This is a genomic window from Bacillus sp. bc15 (assembly GCF_900142585.1).
Taxonomy (GTDB): Bacteria; Bacillota; Bacilli; order Bacillales; family Bacillaceae_G; genus Bacillus_A; species Bacillus_A cereus.
In genome coordinates, this window is sequence record NZ_FRBJ01000001.1 from 1,784,134 (window position 1) to 1,801,445 (window position 17,312).

Consider the following 17,312-nt stretch of genomic DNA (forward strand, 5'->3'; position numbering starts at 1 on the left):
GGAGAATAAACATCGTTTGGACCAATTTAACAAGTTTGCTACTACATTTTTAGTATTAAGGATTTTTTATTAGCATTTCATATTAGTGTATTTTAGCTATTATTGAAGATGACATATCAGCGATATTTTCTTTTTTTATAGGTTTTGTCAGGTTCGTTTGCAAACTTTTTAACACTTTTTTATATTTATTCTATTACACCCACCTTCACAAACGTATTATACTTAGGTACTAACTCATCAAGTTTCCTTTTTTGTATTGAGTATCCGTAAAAATGAATCACTGGCATTTTATCGTAATATTTCTGCTTATATATTTTGATGAGCTCTTCGTACTTTTTAATTTCACTTCATTTATTAAGAGCAATCTACCTCAACTTCATGAAATATCCCTTCTTTATAGAGATAATACACGTATTCTCTCCCTAGTATTGTTTTACTCACATTCCGCTTCAAATTTTCTAAAATACGATGAAAAACTTTATTAAATGCGCTACTCCTACATTTCCTGTTGCATATCTTATTTCAAAAGTTATTAAATTACATATAGAGGGTATTTGGTATGAAGAGATAGTAATAAGTGTTAAGCTGGTTATACTCATACTGAGGTGAATTGTATGATTTGGGCTATCATTTCATTAGTCATCGTTTTTGGATTAGGAATAATACTTAAAGCACCCAAGGTCTCTGAAGAAGAAATTCGCATGAAACACTTAAGAGAACAAGCAAATCGTGAATATTTAGAAAAAATGGATCCGCGAAAGTTTGAATATTTAATCGCTGACTTGTTTAATTCTCGAGGATACCAAGCGCAAGTTACACCAGGTTCTAATGATAGAGGAAAAGACATTATTCTTTGGAAAGATAATGAAGTGAAATTTGTTGAAATAAAAAGATATACAAAAAAATCTATTGGACGACCATACATTCAAAAGCTACATAGTGCCATCATCGATGGAGAAGCTACAGGAGGATACTTTGTTACGTTAAGTCATTTCAATAAAAATGCGCAGCAATACGCTGCAAATAAGAACATTGAATTAATTGATGGTAACGATCTTATCGACATGCTAAATTCATAAAACAAAAAGAGCCGTCATCTAATGGCTCTTTTTGTTTACCGAATTATTCTTTTATCATATACATTTATCAGTCAATACTAAGTTCTATCTTTTTATAATATTGGATATACTATTTATACATCTAGAATATCACCACATGAGACACCTTCAGCTGGGGAAGGTGTCTTTATTATTTTCAAGTCATATTGTATATAGTGAATTCATATAATTAGAATGCCGATTGTGTTATACAGAAACAGAGTATTCCTCCCATCCAACCAGGAATGCTCTTTTTTCTGTCTTTTTAGTTATACAAAATGATTTTCTGCATTATATTACATGGTTCAAGAGAAACTACGAAACCAGAGCTCTCTCTAATTAATAATACTCTGGTTTTATTTTCATCATACTCTTGGCTATCATTACATAAACATGATACAGAACGCCATTACGGGGATAATATATCTTATAATATTCTACAAACTAAGTTCTTCTCTCGGGAAGAACCCTTTTTATTATTCTTTGATTTCACATAGGCTTCATTTACAGTTACATAACATGTTTTTCCTTTACTGCTTGTATACTGTATATTATGTTAAGCCATTTATACTTTTTTTCGTCAATAATAAATTATACGTTCAAAAAATTAGATAGATTAATTCCTTTCAAGAAAGGCTATGGCCACTTGAAAATATCATAGGAATTGCGTTTAAAATAAACATTTTTTATGAGAAGGGAATTGAATTTATGCAAAACTTTCATTTCATTTGTGATCAATTTGCTACAATCCTTAAAGGAAAAAGTAAAATAAGTCAAAATGGTTGTTCGGTGTCTTTTCATCGTGATTTTAAGGTGCTAGTTCAAGGAAAACCAAGTGCGTATGTAGTACCCGTCGGATTAAGTTTCGAATCAATGGATCAAAATGATAATGCATTAAATTTAGGAGAAATTGCTGTTCTACAAGAAGAAATCCCTTTATTTTTGAAATCAATTGTACAACAGGGAATTATCGTTAGTGCTTTACATAATCACTGGTTATATATGACCCCATTAATCATGTATATTCATATCCAATCAGTGGAGCCTCCGTTACATTTTGCAAAAAAATTAGCAACTTCCTTTTTATCTTTAAGTAGCTATCCTATTGCTAATAACAATGAAGAATAATAAATGAATTATATATATCTAATTTTTGTTAATAGTTTTATATTAAGCTGATTTCAATCATTACGTATTACTTTATTTCGAAATGGATACCTACCCCTAAATTGGATTTGATTTCCGATTTAGGAGATTACCGTCTTCTAAATTTCTAATCAGACTTTATCTCAATTCTTTTCATTTTCAAAAATCTAAAAAAACAATCCTAAACATATTCTTAACTTTTATTTCACTTGAAACATGTATTTTTTATAATTTTTATGCACCGATAAGATAAGCCCCATCATTATCATATTTGAAAACAGTGAACTCCCTCCATATGATAAAAAAGGAAGTGCAATTCCTTTTACCGGCATTATCCCAACAATCATACCGATATTTTGGAAGATTTGCAGTGTTAAAACACTAATAGTCCCCGCACATAGGAATGTACCAAACAGACTCTCTGCTGAATAAGCAATTATAGTTACTCGATATATAAGAAGTAACAAGACCAATACAACGAGAGCCGCTATTATAAATCCACCTTCTTCAGCGATGGTAGCAAAAATAAAATCAGTATGCTTTTCAGGAATATATACACTTCCTTGACCAAATCCTTTTCCATGCAATTCACCACTTCCAACAGCTAAAAGAGATTGTTGCGTTTGATACCCCTGATCTGCATTTTCAGCTGGATTCAGCCACCCTATAATGCGTGATTGTTGGTGAGGTTTTAACCTAGTAACTAAATCTTTAAAGAAAAAATCGGGATATCTTACGTATATAAATATTAATGTAGATAGTAGAGTTACAGGTATGAATGTACAAAGTGCAATTAATTTTTTTTGAATCCCTGATATGAATAAAATAAAGACAATAGATGCTGCGTATAAGAACACCATCCCTGTATCTGGCTGACTGTATACCAGAGCAATAGGAGGAATAGAAACTAACATAATTTTTCCAATCAACATGAAATCAGTTTTATATGTCCGCATCATATATTTTACATTATGATTTACTACTAAATTTGCGACAAGTATAATTAGTGCAATTTTGAAAAACTCCGACGGTTGAATTTGACCAATAACAGGAAATTGAAACCATCTTTTTGCTCCCAATTTAACAGGGGTAAACGTTGATTCTGGTAGTATTTTCAATATAACAATTGCTGCAAATCCAATAATATACAATGGCCAAGATAACTTTTGCCATTGATCCCAATCAATACTTGCAACTAATATTAACAGTACAAAACCAATTATATAGTTCCTACCTTGCTGAAATGCAAAGTTTGTACTTCCATACTGGCCAGTTTGTTGACTACTATAAATTGCAGTGATACTAATAATACAAAACATGCATAAGATCAAAATTAGTTTTTTATCTAAACTCCTTAGTAAATCTATTATTTTACTCATGAAACCCTCCTATACTACTCAAAAAATTCCATACTTCATAATAATGACTAGCACCCATTTTATATGCTTTTAATTATTCAAATGAAAATTATATTATTATGTTATAACGCAACATTTTATTTTTTTTAAACTTTCCCTTAAGGTTTCACTTTAAATAGTTAAAGTAATAATAAGTAAATCTTAATTTTTTCTAAACTAAAATGAACCAATCTTTTTTATCCAGAATTACTTAATTTCTAACTTCTTTAAAAAATAATAGGCACTTAAAGGCCTCGGTAACTCTAACTCTCTTGGTTGAGGGTCGAGCAGTTAGCTATTGTTAGCTGCTCTTTTATGATTCATCGTCACAATATGATGAAATAGTCATATATTATATTAAATTTTAAACTACTAATTTATTTTTCAATATCTCATTTCTTCCTTAAAGAGGTCTTTTTATAGATGCTCTTCTTAGGTTTTTCAGCATAAAACTAAACATTTCGTCAATACTAAAGATAGGCGAAAGCCAGAACTCATTTAACCGTCCCTGTAGTTCTTCTCTTTTCTGTATTAAGCAGCTAGCATCACTAGCTGCTCTTTTATTTACACATATCGTAAGATTTTGAATACATTATGTTTGAAAGTGCTCTGTTTTATCAAAAGGTTATCCGGTGGCAATTTTATTTTTATTTCTCCAAAATGTAATTGCCACCAGGTACCTTTTCGTATAACATATGCAATCTTGTTAATACTATAAATGTAACTTTAGGTTACATAACTATTACTTTTAAGGGCCTAATTTTCTTTTGTGCAACAAGTGGTTAGCCAGCTTCGCTGGCCACTTTGTTGTGCCCAATGAATTTTTTATTTCTCAACACCTAACATATGGTATAAATATTCCAATAATGGTAATGTAAAGGTACCTTCAGTTGTTAAATATCATGCCCTTTTTAAAGGCCCTGTTTTTAAACAGGGCCTTTAAATCATTTTCTGACAGAAGACTCTTCTTCAAAAATATGAAGGTGTGAAACACCAACTTTAGGTGGTAGATGAATGTCGGTGGGTATAGGCCAGCATGTTTGCTATCATTTATAGCATTTTTGTTATAAATCTTTCTATAAAAGCTCTCATTTCCTCGGTATCAAATTAAATCCCATGAAACAGGCGTCCCTTTTTTGATATCCTTACTCGCTTTTTTTCCGATAATTTTGGATAAGTGTTTTGGTAATAAGCCATTCCCTGGTCTAATAGCTTTAACATTTTCATTTGTAAATCTTTCTCCCGCTTTTATGTTTTCTACTACATATAATGATCTTCTAAACTTTAAAGAATCTTTTTCTATATCAGTAGGTCCATAATATACATTCCCCAAAGATTCCCATGCTTTTTCAGTTTCGCTTACTAATAATTTAAATTCAGCTGGTTCCATTGAAAATTTAGCATCAACTCCTCCATCCGACCTTGAGAGCGTTAAATGTTTCTCAATTACTGTAGCTCCCAAGGCAACACTTGCTACAGATACACCTACTCCCAGGGTATGATCTGATAAGCCCACCTGACAGTTAAATAACTCTTTCATATGAGGTATAGTAACTATATTTGTAGATTTTGGAGATGCAGGATACGTACTTGTACATTTTAAAAGAATTAGTTCTTTACACCCTTCTTCTCTCGCAGCCCTTACTGTTTCATCTAGTTCAGCGATTGAAGCCATACCTGTCGAAATGATTATTGGTTTTCCTGTTGCGGCTACCTTACGTACGAGGGAAATATCAGTATTTTCAAAAGATGCAATTTTATAACATGAAACATTTAATGTCTCTAGAAAGTCTACAGCTGTTTCATCAAAAGGCGTACTAAATGGTATCATTCCTAACTCTATACAGCGATCAAAAATTGGTTTATGCCACTCCCATGGTGTATACGCTTCTTTGTATAAATGATAAAGTGATTTGCCTTTCCATAAACTTTTCTTATCATGAATTAAAAAATCACCATTTTCTATATTTAAAGTCATTGTATCTGGTGTATATGTTTGAATTTTAAATCCTTGTGCCCCGGCCTCCGCAGCTGCCTCTACAATTTTCAACGCCCTATCTAATGATTGATTATGATTCCCTGACATTTCTGCAATAATAAATGGTCGCAAACTATTGCCAATCTCTCTACCTCCGATATATACATTACTCATTTTTGTCACCTTCAAGTTCTTTTTTTATAGATTCTCTTCTTTCCTCCCATTGTTCACGGGACAAGGTCATTGTAATGACATCAACATAATCATTGTCCCTGTAAATATAATCTTCATATCTTCCCTCTTCTTGGAAACCAATTTTCTGATGGAAATTTAAACTAATACGGTTTGATTCTATTATTTCTGCACATACTTTGTGTATGTCTTTGATTTCAAAAATAAAATCTAATGCTAATAAACCTAATACAGTTCCGGCACGTCTTACACTTTGCTTTTCACCTATATAAAATCCCCAATAACAAGTTCGATCCATTTTATCTATTTTTGTAAAATTAACAAATCCAATTGGTTTTTCTTTATATATTAATAATCTTGCAACCTTTGTATCATCCATTACGAGTTTTTCATACCACTTTAAATGTTCGTCTATTGTTATTTCATGATTTTCATACATAACCGAGCGGATTTCTTTTGTATTCCGCCAATTTAAAATAAGTTCTAAATCTTTCTTTTTTAACTTTTCCAATTGAAAATCCCCAATATCTAACATACTATCCTCCTAAAATAATTTTTGCTATTTCATTTGTATTACTGGCACACTGTATAGAAAGAGCTTTATTAGACATTTCTTTCACTATTTTAAAATCTGATAAAAGTTTGTTTAGACATTTCGTAATTGCTTTATCCGAAACACTTTCAGCTGTACCAATATTCCATGTAGCTCCAACCTTCGCTACAGCCTTTGTTACTTCAATTTGATTTTGGGCAGTTGTAATTGTTATAGAAGGTAATCCAAGAAAACATCGTTCCCATGTGGTTGTGCCCCCAGCTCCTATCCCTAAATCCGCTCGTACGAGAAGCTCTTCCATATTCTCTATTTGACAATAATATGAAGCGTTAGTAACACTCTTACAATAAGTTTGAATATCCTCTTTATGAGGATTTTGGCTACCTACCACAACGTCTATTTTTAAGTTATCTTTATTTATATTTTGTAAAGCTCTTAACGTTTTTAATGTCTCATTTGTTACATCATGGCCACCAAAAAAAATAAAAATCCTCTCAATTTTTCCTGTTCTTTTTCGTGAAATCTTCTTAGCTGCATGAAACTCTGGTCGTAATATAGCGTATTTAGGCCCCAATTTTACTAATGAGTGCTCTGGTATTAAATCTTTATAGCGACCATTAAGGTTATCATATAAATTTTGGTCTAGTAACAAATCACAGTCATGCATTCGATTTGCAAGATCATCGATTACCATAATTTTTCTTACACTTTTTCTTAAAGCAGACTCCCACTTATTATCTAATCCATAATGATCAACAATTAACCAATCACACTTGGGAAGTTGCGACAAAATATCATTGGTCTGCTGCGCATCAACAAACCAATGATATTTTAGCCAATTTAAATACCTCCCGTTTTTTGCACTTAAGAAATTCGTATTTTCACCATCTCCATCTAATACAAACACATGAAATCCTTTATTTAAAATATATTGATGCAAATCACCTTGCAGCTTACGACAAATGAAATATACTTGAGCACCTTTATTTCGCAATTCTTGGGCCAGTGTTAAACAACGCATAACATGACCGGTACCTATTTCAATAGATGCGTCGGCGCGAAAGGCAATTTTTTTCTCAAGCAAGATACTCCCTCCTCACTAAAAGCACTATAACTTATTAACTTATAATTTCGTTTCTCTATTTAGCTCATCTACTAATGATTGTTGATTTGCCCATTTCAATTTCACATGATTATTCATTTTAATAAGTTCAGGATTTCGAAGGATGTAATCTTTTATTTGATGAAAAAATAAAGGTTTAGATTTTACATTCAGACCTTTATAAAGTTCATTGAACATATCTAAATCCGGTTGTTCATCTAATGTTAACCTCCAAGTAGGGTAACAAAATGGTGGAGGAAGTTTCACTATATTGATACGAAATAAATGTGGATTATTAATAAAATAAAATGGAAGGTATTCTGCATAGGTTAAAGGTTTTGGGGTTTGTAGTAGTCGTTCAATTGCCTCTAATGTAAAAATATCGCCTGCTGTTCCGACAGGTAACGTACTTAACTCTGCCTGTGTATAATCTGCACCACTTTTCAAATGTTCATCTAGTAAAAAAGTATTAATTTCTGGTGACACAGCTGGGCAATCTCCTGTAATCCTTATGACAATGTTTGCATTTTCTTGTTTTGCAGCTTGGAACATACGATCAGCGGTATTTTCTGGATCACCTCTAAAAATCTTAACCTTTCCATCTAAATTAAATTTTTCCAAAGGGTCATCTTGTGCAATATCTGAAGTAGCAAGTATGACCTGATGTTTTCCTGGAATAGCTAATGTATTTATAAGACATCGTTCAATGGAAGAAACTCCGTGTATTGGCAATATGGCTTTTAAAGGTAATCTAGTAGATTTTAAGCGGCAAAGTACAATTATTACTACCTTAGGAGGCTCAATAACCTCTTTTGTTAATGGGGTACCTGCAGACAAATTATATACAGCTACCTGAGGTAATAATTCCTCTGCTTCAAGCTTGTTCAGCGCATTTTCTACAACATTTAACTCCATTGTTACTTTATTAGCTGTAATAATTTCTCCTTTTTTAATGTCAACTTTTGTAACTGCTCTTAACAATTTCTGATTTTGCAATTTTATTAACCCCCCTTTCATTTAATTTTTAGCAACACTATAAAACGAAAGAACTTTTCTCACAGCTTGTATTACATCCCACACATCAGCTTCTGTCATTTTAGGAAATAGAGGCAGCGTAATAATTTCCTCATATACGTTTTCTGCTTGCGGACAAATACCTTTTTCATAACCTAATTTTTGATAAAACGGTTGTAAATGTACGGGTATATAGTGCACATTCACACCGATATTTTCTCTTTGTAACGCTTCGTAAAATTCTTTTCGATTACATTTTAATAATTTAGTATTTAAACGAATAATATAAAGGTGCCAACTCGAACTGGTTTGAGGCAATTGCTTTGGTATGATGATTTCAGATAAACAACTAAATTCTTTACTATAAATGTCTACATATTTCTTTCGAATCTTAATAAAAGAGTCTAATTTACTTAACTGTGATAAACCAAGAGCAGCTTGTATATCCGTAATTCTATAGTTGTAACCTAAGAATTGCATTTCATAATACCAAGGTCCATGATTTTCAAGAAGTTTTTGGGGGTTCCTTTCAATTCCATGCGTACGGAATTGAACAAGTTTTTCATAAAAAAGAGGATTATTTGTGGTAATTACTCCGCCCTCTCCGGTAGTAATATGTTTCACCGGATGAAAGCTAAACATTGTCATATCACCAATTGAACCAATCTTTTTATTTTTATAAGTGGCTCCTAATGCGTGGGCTGCATCTTCAATGATAATCAAATTGTTTTTTTTTGCTATTTTTTGTATTGCTTCTAACTCTACAGGCTGTCCAGTAAAGTGTACGGGAATAATGGCCTTTGTTTTGTTTGTAATCTTTTCCTCAATAGATTTAGGACTAATGTTATATGTTTCATTGTCAATATCGGCGAATACCGGCTTTGCACCCTGGTATAAGATACAATTTGCACTTGCTACAAATGTCATTGGAGTTGTAATTACTTCATCTCCCTCAGTTATGCCAGCTGCATAGCAGGCAGCATGCAATGCAGCTGTACCATTTGAAAAGGAAACAGTGTATTTTGCTCCCACATATTTCGCTATAGCCTCCTCAAATTGTTGAACCATAGGTCCTGTTGTTAAAAAATCCCCTTTTAATACGTCTACAACAGCCTTAATGTCATATTCATCAATTTGTTGCTGACCATATGGTAAATAAGTTTCTCTAACAGGCTTTCCTCCATGAATACCGAGAATCCCCCTTACCATTACTCTTTCTCCTTAGGGTTAATTTTTAAAGATTTAATCCACTCTTCTGTTTTAATAACTCCATCTTCTAAAGAAACTTTCGGTTCCCAGTTTAATATTGTTTTTGCTTTTTCATAGTTACATAATAATTTTTGGATTTCACTTTGCGGATGGATATGAGTTACATGTTGAATACTTACTTTATTTCCCGAAATCAATTCTGCTAATTTATTAATGGATATATCTTGTCCTGTTCCAGCGTTGATAATATGGCCATTTGCTTTTGCAGAGTATCCTGCTGCCACAACAAAATCTGCACAATCTTCAACGTATAAAAGGTCTCTCGTTTGTTTTCCATCCCCATAAATATTTAATGGTACATTATCTAATTTATTATTTATAAAAATGGCAACAACCCCACCTTCCCCACCTGTTTTCTGGAATGGACCATACGTATTAAATGGGCGAATAACCACTACAGGTAGCTTATAAGCATAATAGTAAGATAAAACCATGTTTTCAGCAGCAATTTTTGATCCAGCATATGGAGAAGCTGGTTTAATCGGGTCTAATTCTGATATTCCTTGTATATTAGTAGCTTTATCATATACCATACAAGTACTCATAAAGACCATTTTGACTTTATATTTAAGACATTGTTCTAACAAATTAAAAGTACCTATTGTATCATTTTCAAAAGTTGATCTAGCATCATCTATACTATCTTGAACATTGATACTAGCTGCTAAATGATAACAAAGGTCAAATGAATTATTTTTAAATAATTCAGCAACTAATTTTTTATCTTTAATATCTCCTTGAATGCATTGCTTTAAATTTAGATCGTGTGCAAATTCGGTGATATTTGCAGTAGTTGAATTTGCTAAGTTGTCTAATATCCATACTTCATGCTTATCCTGCAATAATCTCTTTACAACCCACCTACCAATAAAACCTGCACCACCAGTTACTAATATTTTCATAGTTTCTCCCCTCCTGTTAATAGTTGCTGGTTTAATATTAAATTTCTAAGCTCTTCTTTTGAAATCGCATTTTGATGATCAGAACGGTAAAATCCTGCTTTCGCCCTTTCTGCATTTTCATATTGTGTACCCTTTTTTAATGGGCTAGGAATGATAAACATATCTGGTAATTCAAAAGCCTGTAAAGACTCATCATGTGTCATAAGTTCTTCATACATTTTTTCACCAGGTTTTAATCCAATTTCTTCAATTTTTATATTCTCCTTAGGCAACCCATATAACTTTGTAACTTCTTCTATCATCACTTCACTTAAATCTTTTAATGAAATAACTGGCATTTTTAATATAAAAGTTTCACCACCCTTTGCTATTTTCATTGCTTCAATTGTTAACATAGTTGCTTGATTCAGTGTCATCATAAATCTACTCATACTAAGATCCGTTACAGTTATTTTTTGGTTTTCTTTAATTTGATTTTCAAATAAAGGAATGACAGATCCTCTTGACCCCATCACATTTCCGAAACGAACACTTGCAAATATCGTTTCACTTGAACCTTTTGAATATTCCGCTGATGTAATCAATCTTTCAGCAGTCAACTTTGTTGCACCGTAATTATTTGTTGGTGAAATCGCTTTATCAGAACTTGTAAAAACTACCTTTTTTACTTTCTGAGCAATTGCGGCTTTTATTACATTTTGTGTTCCAAAAATATTGGTCAAAACTGCTTCAAACGGATTATATTCACAAAAAGACACATGCTTCATCGCGGCCACATGAAATACATAATCAATATTTTCCATCGCACTAAATACTCGATCATAATTACGAATATCCCCAATTAAATAACGAATATTTTGATTTTTATCCCTAAATTCTTCTTGTAATAAAAATTGATTATATTCACTTCTACTAAGAACCCTTACCACTTTTGGCTTTTCCTGTAGAACATTAGAAAGAATGCTTTTTCCAATTGTTCCTGTTCCACCAATAATTAAAACGTTTTTATCTTTAAAAAACATGAAAATATATACCTCCTCATATTAAAAAATTAATTTTAGCCAAGAAAAACCTCTCTTCAATTTGTGTGTAGTTCCATTAGCAAGCCATTTGTTGAGAGATAAATTGGTTTATCGGATATTAAAACACACGTTTCCATTGCAAGTTTAAGATACATATTAATCATTGAAAACTGAGGATATAATCTTTTACTTCAAATATTTATAAATGGTGAGGAGTTTATTCTTTTTCACCTTGAATTAAATTTATTAATCTTTTTGTACATGCTTCTTGCGGATAGTTTTCATTAATAAATTTTTTTCTTAATTCTTTTGCTAAATTAGATTGTAAAGGATCATGTAGAACCTTTTTAATCGTACTAGTCACATCCTCCATAGAATGGTTTACAAGCCAATCTAGCGTATCGTAATATTTATAATCCCTTTCCTCTAATAAAGATTTATAAACAACTACAGGTATGTCTAATAACATTGCCTCTAATCCTACTGTTGAATTTGAGATAACCACAAGATTTGCATGTAAAATAACATCATACATGTTCACTTCATTTGTTATATATTTAACATTAGGATATAAGTTACTTAACTTAATATATTCTCCCACTAAGTTACGCCCTTTTTCCCAAGGATGAGGCTTTATAATAACCGTAATATTTTTTTCTTTCACTAACTTTTCTGTCAGTTCAGTATAAAATAAAGTTTTAAATGGCTGGGTTGCAATAAAAACTACTTTTGTAGAGGGGTCTATATTTAATTTATTAAATAAATTCTTTTTATCCATATATACTCTATCAAAGATTTCGTCATATCTAGGGTGCCCTAGTATTTCAATTTGAGATTCACTGACCCCTTTTTGAAGGTACCAAGCTTCTTCATATTTCCCATATACGACCTGTTTTGTTGCGAAAACCGGAAAGTATGCTTCTTCTCCCATTATTGCACCATGTTGCAGACATAAACTTGGTATACCCTCACTACCAGAAAGAAAAGTAAGTGCTCTACTTGTTATGTCTTCCGTAGTACCAACAACCACACCAGAAATATCTTGTTCTTTAAAAATAAAATGAGCCATGTTAAGCTTCTCAATCATGATAGGAAGGTCGCTGAGTAATTTTTTTTGAAAAAACGTGTTTGATAGTAGTGGGTGTTTATTAAACCTTAAAAAGATTTCTTTAGCTTTTTCTATATAAACATTTGCGTTATTAGGGGATTTATTTATATAATCTGGTGCACAAACTGTAGGAAGACCATAAAGTTCTGGCTTTTTTGATCTTGTTAATATCTTAGTTTGATTTGGATGAAAGTGGGTAAAATTACTTACTGAAAAACGGAGATAATCTGAATTTAGCAGGATTGTTCCATCTTTATTTTTTCTTTTTATTTTTGATTGAAATGCAGAAATTATTTTTTCAAACTCCAACTGTAACTGTTTTTCCGCTATTGGTTCAATTGACAATTGCTTGTAAAAATTATCATCTTTCATTTTATTTTTTATATCTTCATCTAAATATTGATAAAAATTACTCAGTAATGGCAAAGGAATGTTATGATGCTTTAACTCTGAAAAAATATTTATATAATCTAAATTTAATAGCCAGTAATTTTTTAAATAAATGTCACTCAATTTTTCACCCTCTTTTTCTTCTTAGATCTTCTCTTAATTCTTTGCATGTTCTTTGTGGTGGTAATAATTGCACAAATTCATTTTTTTCTTCTGCAAATAACTGTGCATGTATTGAATGAGGAGTAATATAATTGATATCTAAAATTTCATCTAAGGGATAAAAATCCCAATAATGATTTAATCTCCAAAAGAAGCGTGCATCTCCTATCCGGTAAAACTGAGGATCTTCATCCCAGTAAGAATTCCATCTTTTTTCAAGAATTGGTAAAACTGATGCTCTATGCATAATAGAACAATGATCAATGGTACATGGCGCATTATTTGTAATTTTTTTGGAAGGTCTTTCAACAGTTTTAATAGGCATATCTGATTCATCTATATGAATCGTTTTTGATGCAGAGTAAATAATTTGAACATCTTCATTCTCATCAAGATAACTAGACATCTTTTTCAAGCGTTCTTCTTCATATTGATTATCATCTGTAATATAAGTTATATATTCCCCTTTAGCATGCTTAAGTGCTTCATTAATTAAAGCCGCATATCTGACTTTTTTTGTCCTTTCAGAAATATGAGCTACATTACTTTTATAAAAATGTACATTTTCCTTATTTATAAATGGTTGAATCACCTTCTGCGTTATTTCATCTGAATTATCATCCATTATAAAAAGCTCAAAATCTTGAAAAGTTTGGTTTAATACACTTAATATCGATTTTTCAACAAACGCAGGCTTATTGTAACTTGTCATTATAACTGAAATTTTAGGCAAATATCCCTCTCCTCCTTATCAACAAATACAAAAACAGTTACGTTATTATATAAATAGAAAGGACAAACCGTTCCGATAATTTTAAAAAAGATTTCTTTACCTATAAAAAATTAATAGCGTTATTTATATTCACCTATATCCTTTTTTCTCCACTATAGTCCATACCATATCTATGAAAAAGTAATAAACTATTTAAAATAAAAAAGAAAGTGTTGATAAAGCTTTAATTATTATATTTCACTAGAAAAAACACATTTAATATTCTCAATAGAGGTGAAGTATTTGCAACCCAAAATATCAATTATCCTTACTAGTTATAATAAGCCGTCATTAATTAATCAAGTTATTGAAAGTGTTCTAATGCAAACTTATAAAGAATGGGAACTTTTTATTATGGATGATAACTCCTGTCTAGAAACTATAAATGTCATAAAAAATTATTTAGAGGATCCTCGAATTACTTATAAGAATAGTTTTATACAAGATGATGAACGATATAAAACTACAAGATATGCAACACTTATCAATGAGGCACTTCCATTAACCTGTGGGGATTATATTTGCTATTTAACGGATGACACTATATACCTTCCAAACAGATTAGCTGAAATGTTATCTTTCTTAGAAAAAAACCCTGAAATTGATGTAGTCTACTCTTCCCAATACGTTAAATATGTTGATTATAACCTAGAACCTACAAATGAATTTGTAAGAGAAGCTTCGAAAATTTTATATACAGCTGCTAATGTTGTAGATCACTGTTCAGTTATGCATACTAAAAGAATATTAGTAAAAGTCTATGAAAAGTACCGTGGATATTGGGATACAAATCCTTTATATTGGTTTGCTGGAGATGCAATGTTTTGGAAACGCCTAAATACATTTCAACCTTTTTATCCCATTCCCAAAGTGCTCGATATTACTTTTAAAACACCATTCTCTTTCCAAAACCTATATGCTAACCTCCCTTCTAAAGATTTAAATGGTATTTTGTTTAGTAATTCACACGGTGAAGTATTTTTAATTGATAACCTTAAACGCAGGCTTATTTCAAAAGACATGCTTTCTTACTTCAAATATAATCAAAATGAAATTGTCTTAATTCCCGATCCATTTATCTATAAATATACAGAAGGTCCCCCCATAACCCTTACAGAGTCAATTCCAAATCTACGAGTTGTACAAAATGAAAAAGGAGAGTTATTTTATATAGAAAATAATCAAAAACGTCTGTTTATTAATACCATAGCATTTCGCAAATTTAAATTTTCAGTCCAAGAAATTATTAAAGTTTCACAATGTAGTTTAAATCAACTTTCAGATGGGCCACCTATTTATCCAAATTTATCTAATCACGCGATTCTACCGGAAGGAAAAGTATTTATCTACCATCACAATTATTTCATCATGACAGATTATATGCTTCATCCCATAGATAAAGATATATTGCAAAAACTATATTTATTAAAGAACTGTATACCAATTTCAAAGACCAATTTATCCTACTTTCATATGGGCCCTCCTATTTCAACATACCCTTCTTACCTAGCCCAAAAATACTTAGAATAGTACTAAGAAGGAGTGTTATCAATAAAATAATAGAAAAAGCTCCTGAACTAAGTACTATGCTTGCCTACAGTATTAGAATTAAACGGATTGATAAAAAAGAACTAAATAAAAGTCCCTATTGTTATACTAGTATCTCCTAATAGGGTGCTAGAATTTATTTAGATGATCAAAGATTCTTCTTAACTTGTAAAATAAATTATCATAAAAAGGGGACGCGAATAAAAATGCGTCCTCTTTTTATATCGAATCAAACTAATCCATTAAAATGTTTTTCATGAATATGGATTAGTAATATTTTTAAGAAAAACATTATCTAACATCTTAGCTGTTACAATAAGTAGATTCGTATAATTCACACCAATGACAAGTATTACTTATGTTTTTACCCTTTTCTGTATATTATAATAAAAAATTGTGAAATTTTATCGCATTATGTAAGACACTTAATATCAAATGTATTACTTTTACTATGAACTAAATGTATTTTATAGGACTATTATAGATAAACAGGGTGCTAAATTGATTCTTAAGAAGTCATTAGCATTTGATTTATCTAAAGATTGAAAAAAATATGTAGATAGATATCATCTTAAATACATATATAATTAACTTTAATTTTCTGACACAATTTCACATAATTATTAAACTGATTTTTTGCGTACATTATGAAAAAAATTGCACCGTGTCAGTCTTTAAAAGATTATATATCATAACTTTAAGAGAGGAAGGAAAACTATGAAGATGAAAAGAAAAATCATTATGGGTGCACTACCTACTACCTCGGTGTTTGCTGCAGAAAAGGAGGCTCCCATTCAACCAAAAGAGGCACAATTAAGTATTCAACCTTTTGCACAAAACAATTTGGAAACAGCCGTTCAAGCTGCCTTAAATGGTCCAGAAGTCAAAAAAATCAAAGTATTCGAACATGAATTTAATGTAAAAGAAATAGAAGTAGTAAATCTAGGTGCAGGAAAAAAATATGTTAAGGGGCAAATCTCTCACCATTTAAGTTTTCGTCCAGATGATCAATTTTATTATGAGTTTACAGTACAAGATGGAAGCTGGGAACATGCGGCCCAATCAATTGCAACTGTAGTTAGTCTAAGTTTTAATGAGTAAAATTTTTCAATTTTTATTATCATTGTAGAGATTCACTTTTCGTAATTAGCCTAGTTATAAGAGAATCTAAAACAGCTATTAATAAATTTTTACCGCTCAGTCACATTATCTTGATTTGTTTACCACCTTATCATTCATTATATGTCACAAAATAGAAGTCTTTTTTAAGGCTTCTATTTTGTTTGTATAAAATACGAGCACCGGTTGCTTTTTGAAGGCTATACTTCGATTTTTCAAAAATAAGTTTGGCTATTAGGCACAATTCATAAAAACAAATTATTAAAGTCTCAAATAATTTACTCCCCCTATTTTCCAAAAATACCTTTTAAGTATATAAAGTGGTAGTTCATTCATAAAAAAGAAAGAGATAATTAGAACGTTGCTTCATTTTCACAGAAATAAAAAAGGAATCCTTTACGGATCCCTTTTTGCAATGCACTCTTTTTCAAATGGTACATTTTGCACCTACTTTTAGTATAGCTTATAATTCCAATAAAATAAATAGGATTAAATAAAATTCACTTCATGTATTTTCATAAAAGTATATGAATCTAGAAAT

At 31.1% G+C, this 17,312-nt stretch carries 14 protein-coding genes; 4 read left to right on the forward strand and 10 right to left on the reverse strand.

Annotated elements, in window-relative coordinates; all coding sequences use genetic code 11:
- The first annotated feature begins 614 nt into the window (after positions 1–614).
- Entirely contained in the window at positions 615–1,079 is a 465-nt protein-coding gene (locus BUA87_RS09105) for a restriction endonuclease (protein WP_000637731.1), read from the forward strand.
- Positions 1,080–1,805: 726 nt separating this feature from the next.
- The gene (locus tag BUA87_RS09110) at positions 1,806–2,225 is read left to right on the forward strand and encodes a DUF1259 domain-containing protein (RefSeq protein ID WP_072939291.1); all 420 of its coding nucleotides are present in this window, start codon (positions 1,806–1,808) and stop codon (positions 2,223–2,225) included.
- A 218-nt stretch (positions 2,226–2,443) separates the two neighbouring features.
- On the opposite strand, the gene BUA87_RS09115 is transcribed toward BUA87_RS09110, so the two are convergent.
- The 10 genes from BUA87_RS09115 to BUA87_RS09160 all read right to left on the reverse strand — a co-directional run bounded on the left by BUA87_RS09115 (position 2,444) and on the right by BUA87_RS09160 (position 14,065).
- Positions 2,444–3,622, reverse strand: coding sequence for an FtsW/RodA/SpoVE family cell cycle protein (locus BUA87_RS09115; protein WP_000034609.1), 1,179 nt, complete (start codon positions 3,620–3,622; stop codon positions 2,444–2,446).
- Positions 3,623–4,742: 1,120 nt separating this feature from the next.
- Positions 4,743–5,792 carry a pseudaminic acid synthase gene (gene pseI, locus BUA87_RS09120; RefSeq protein WP_072939294.1) on the reverse strand — a complete coding sequence of 350 codons (1,050 nt, stop codon included), beginning with the start codon at positions 5,790–5,792 and terminating at the stop codon, positions 4,743–4,745.
- Positions 5,785–6,345, reverse strand: coding sequence for a UDP-4-amino-4,6-dideoxy-N-acetyl-beta-L-altrosamine N-acetyltransferase (pseH, locus tag BUA87_RS09125; protein WP_072939297.1), 561 nt, complete (start codon positions 6,343–6,345; stop codon positions 5,785–5,787). The genes pseI and pseH overlap by 8 nt, the downstream gene beginning before the upstream one ends.
- 1 nt (position 6,346) lies before the next feature.
- Positions 6,347–7,447 carry a UDP-2,4-diacetamido-2,4,6-trideoxy-beta-L-altropyranose hydrolase gene (gene pseG / locus BUA87_RS09130; protein ID WP_072939301.1) on the reverse strand — a complete coding sequence of 367 codons (1,101 nt, stop codon included), beginning with the start codon at positions 7,445–7,447 and terminating at the stop codon, positions 6,347–6,349.
- Between the two features lie 39 nt (positions 7,448–7,486).
- Positions 7,487–8,482, reverse strand: coding sequence for a cytidylyltransferase domain-containing protein (locus BUA87_RS09135; RefSeq protein ID WP_072939304.1), 996 nt, complete (start codon positions 8,480–8,482; stop codon positions 7,487–7,489).
- A complete protein-coding gene (pseC, locus tag BUA87_RS09140) occupies positions 8,483–9,688 on the reverse strand; it encodes a UDP-4-amino-4,6-dideoxy-N-acetyl-beta-L-altrosamine transaminase (RefSeq protein WP_072939306.1) in 1,206 nt (401 codons plus the stop codon).
- A complete protein-coding gene (locus BUA87_RS09145; RefSeq protein ID WP_048564032.1) occupies positions 9,688–10,650 on the reverse strand; it encodes a dTDP-glucose 4,6-dehydratase in 963 nt (320 codons plus the stop codon). Before BUA87_RS09145 ends, pseC begins: the two co-directional genes overlap by 1 nt.
- Positions 10,647–11,672 carry an SDR family NAD(P)-dependent oxidoreductase gene (locus BUA87_RS09150; RefSeq protein ID WP_064532251.1) on the reverse strand — a complete coding sequence of 342 codons (1,026 nt, stop codon included), beginning with the start codon at positions 11,670–11,672 and terminating at the stop codon, positions 10,647–10,649. The genes BUA87_RS09145 and BUA87_RS09150 overlap by 4 nt, the downstream gene beginning before the upstream one ends.
- A gap of 217 nt (positions 11,673–11,889) precedes the next feature.
- Positions 11,890–13,293, reverse strand: a complete 1,404-nt coding sequence (locus BUA87_RS09155; protein ID WP_072939309.1) for a CDP-glycerol glycerophosphotransferase family protein — start codon at positions 13,291–13,293, stop codon at positions 11,890–11,892.
- A gap of 4 nt (positions 13,294–13,297) precedes the next feature.
- Positions 13,298–14,065, reverse strand: coding sequence for a glycosyltransferase family 2 protein (locus BUA87_RS09160; protein WP_072939312.1), 768 nt, complete (start codon positions 14,063–14,065; stop codon positions 13,298–13,300).
- Positions 14,066–14,347: 282 nt separating this feature from the next.
- Here BUA87_RS09160 and BUA87_RS09165 point away from each other — a divergent pair, with 282 nt between their 5' ends.
- Both BUA87_RS09165 and BUA87_RS09170 read left to right on the forward strand, forming a co-directional pair.
- A complete protein-coding gene (locus BUA87_RS09165) occupies positions 14,348–15,634 on the forward strand; it encodes a glycosyltransferase family 2 protein (protein ID WP_072939315.1) in 1,287 nt (428 codons plus the stop codon).
- A 735-nt stretch (positions 15,635–16,369) separates the two neighbouring features.
- The gene (locus BUA87_RS09170) at positions 16,370–16,753 is read left to right on the forward strand and encodes a hypothetical protein (RefSeq protein WP_072939318.1); all 384 of its coding nucleotides are present in this window, start codon (positions 16,370–16,372) and stop codon (positions 16,751–16,753) included.
- The last annotated feature ends 559 nt before the right edge of the window (positions 16,754–17,312 follow it).

Excerpts from the sequence above, each read along its gene's own strand:
- BUA87_RS09105 (WP_000637731.1), top strand. The coding sequence starts at position 615 with ATGATTTGGGCTATCATTTCATTAGTCATCGTTTTTGGATTAGGAATA.
- BUA87_RS09110 (WP_072939291.1), top strand. The coding sequence starts at position 1,806 with ATGCAAAACTTTCATTTCATTTGTGATCAATTTGCTACAATCCTTAAA.
- BUA87_RS09115 (WP_000034609.1), bottom strand. The coding sequence starts at position 3,622 with ATGAGTAAAATAATAGATTTACTAAGGAGTTTAGATAAAAAACTAATT.
- pseI (WP_072939294.1), bottom strand. The coding sequence starts at position 5,792 with ATGAGTAATGTATATATCGGAGGTAGAGAGATTGGCAATAGTTTGCGA.
- pseH (WP_072939297.1), bottom strand. The coding sequence starts at position 6,345 with ATGTTAGATATTGGGGATTTTCAATTGGAAAAGTTAAAAAAGAAAGAT.
- BUA87_RS09135 (WP_072939304.1), bottom strand. The coding sequence starts at position 8,482 with ATGAAAGGGGGGTTAATAAAATTGCAAAATCAGAAATTGTTAAGAGCA.
- pseC (WP_072939306.1), bottom strand. The coding sequence starts at position 9,688 with ATGGTAAGGGGGATTCTCGGTATTCATGGAGGAAAGCCTGTTAGAGAA.
- BUA87_RS09145 (WP_048564032.1), bottom strand. The coding sequence starts at position 10,650 with ATGAAAATATTAGTAACTGGTGGTGCAGGTTTTATTGGTAGGTGGGTT.
- BUA87_RS09150 (WP_064532251.1), bottom strand. The coding sequence starts at position 11,672 with ATGTTTTTTAAAGATAAAAACGTTTTAATTATTGGTGGAACAGGAACA.
- BUA87_RS09170 (WP_072939318.1), top strand. The coding sequence starts at position 16,370 with ATGAAGATGAAAAGAAAAATCATTATGGGTGCACTACCTACTACCTCG.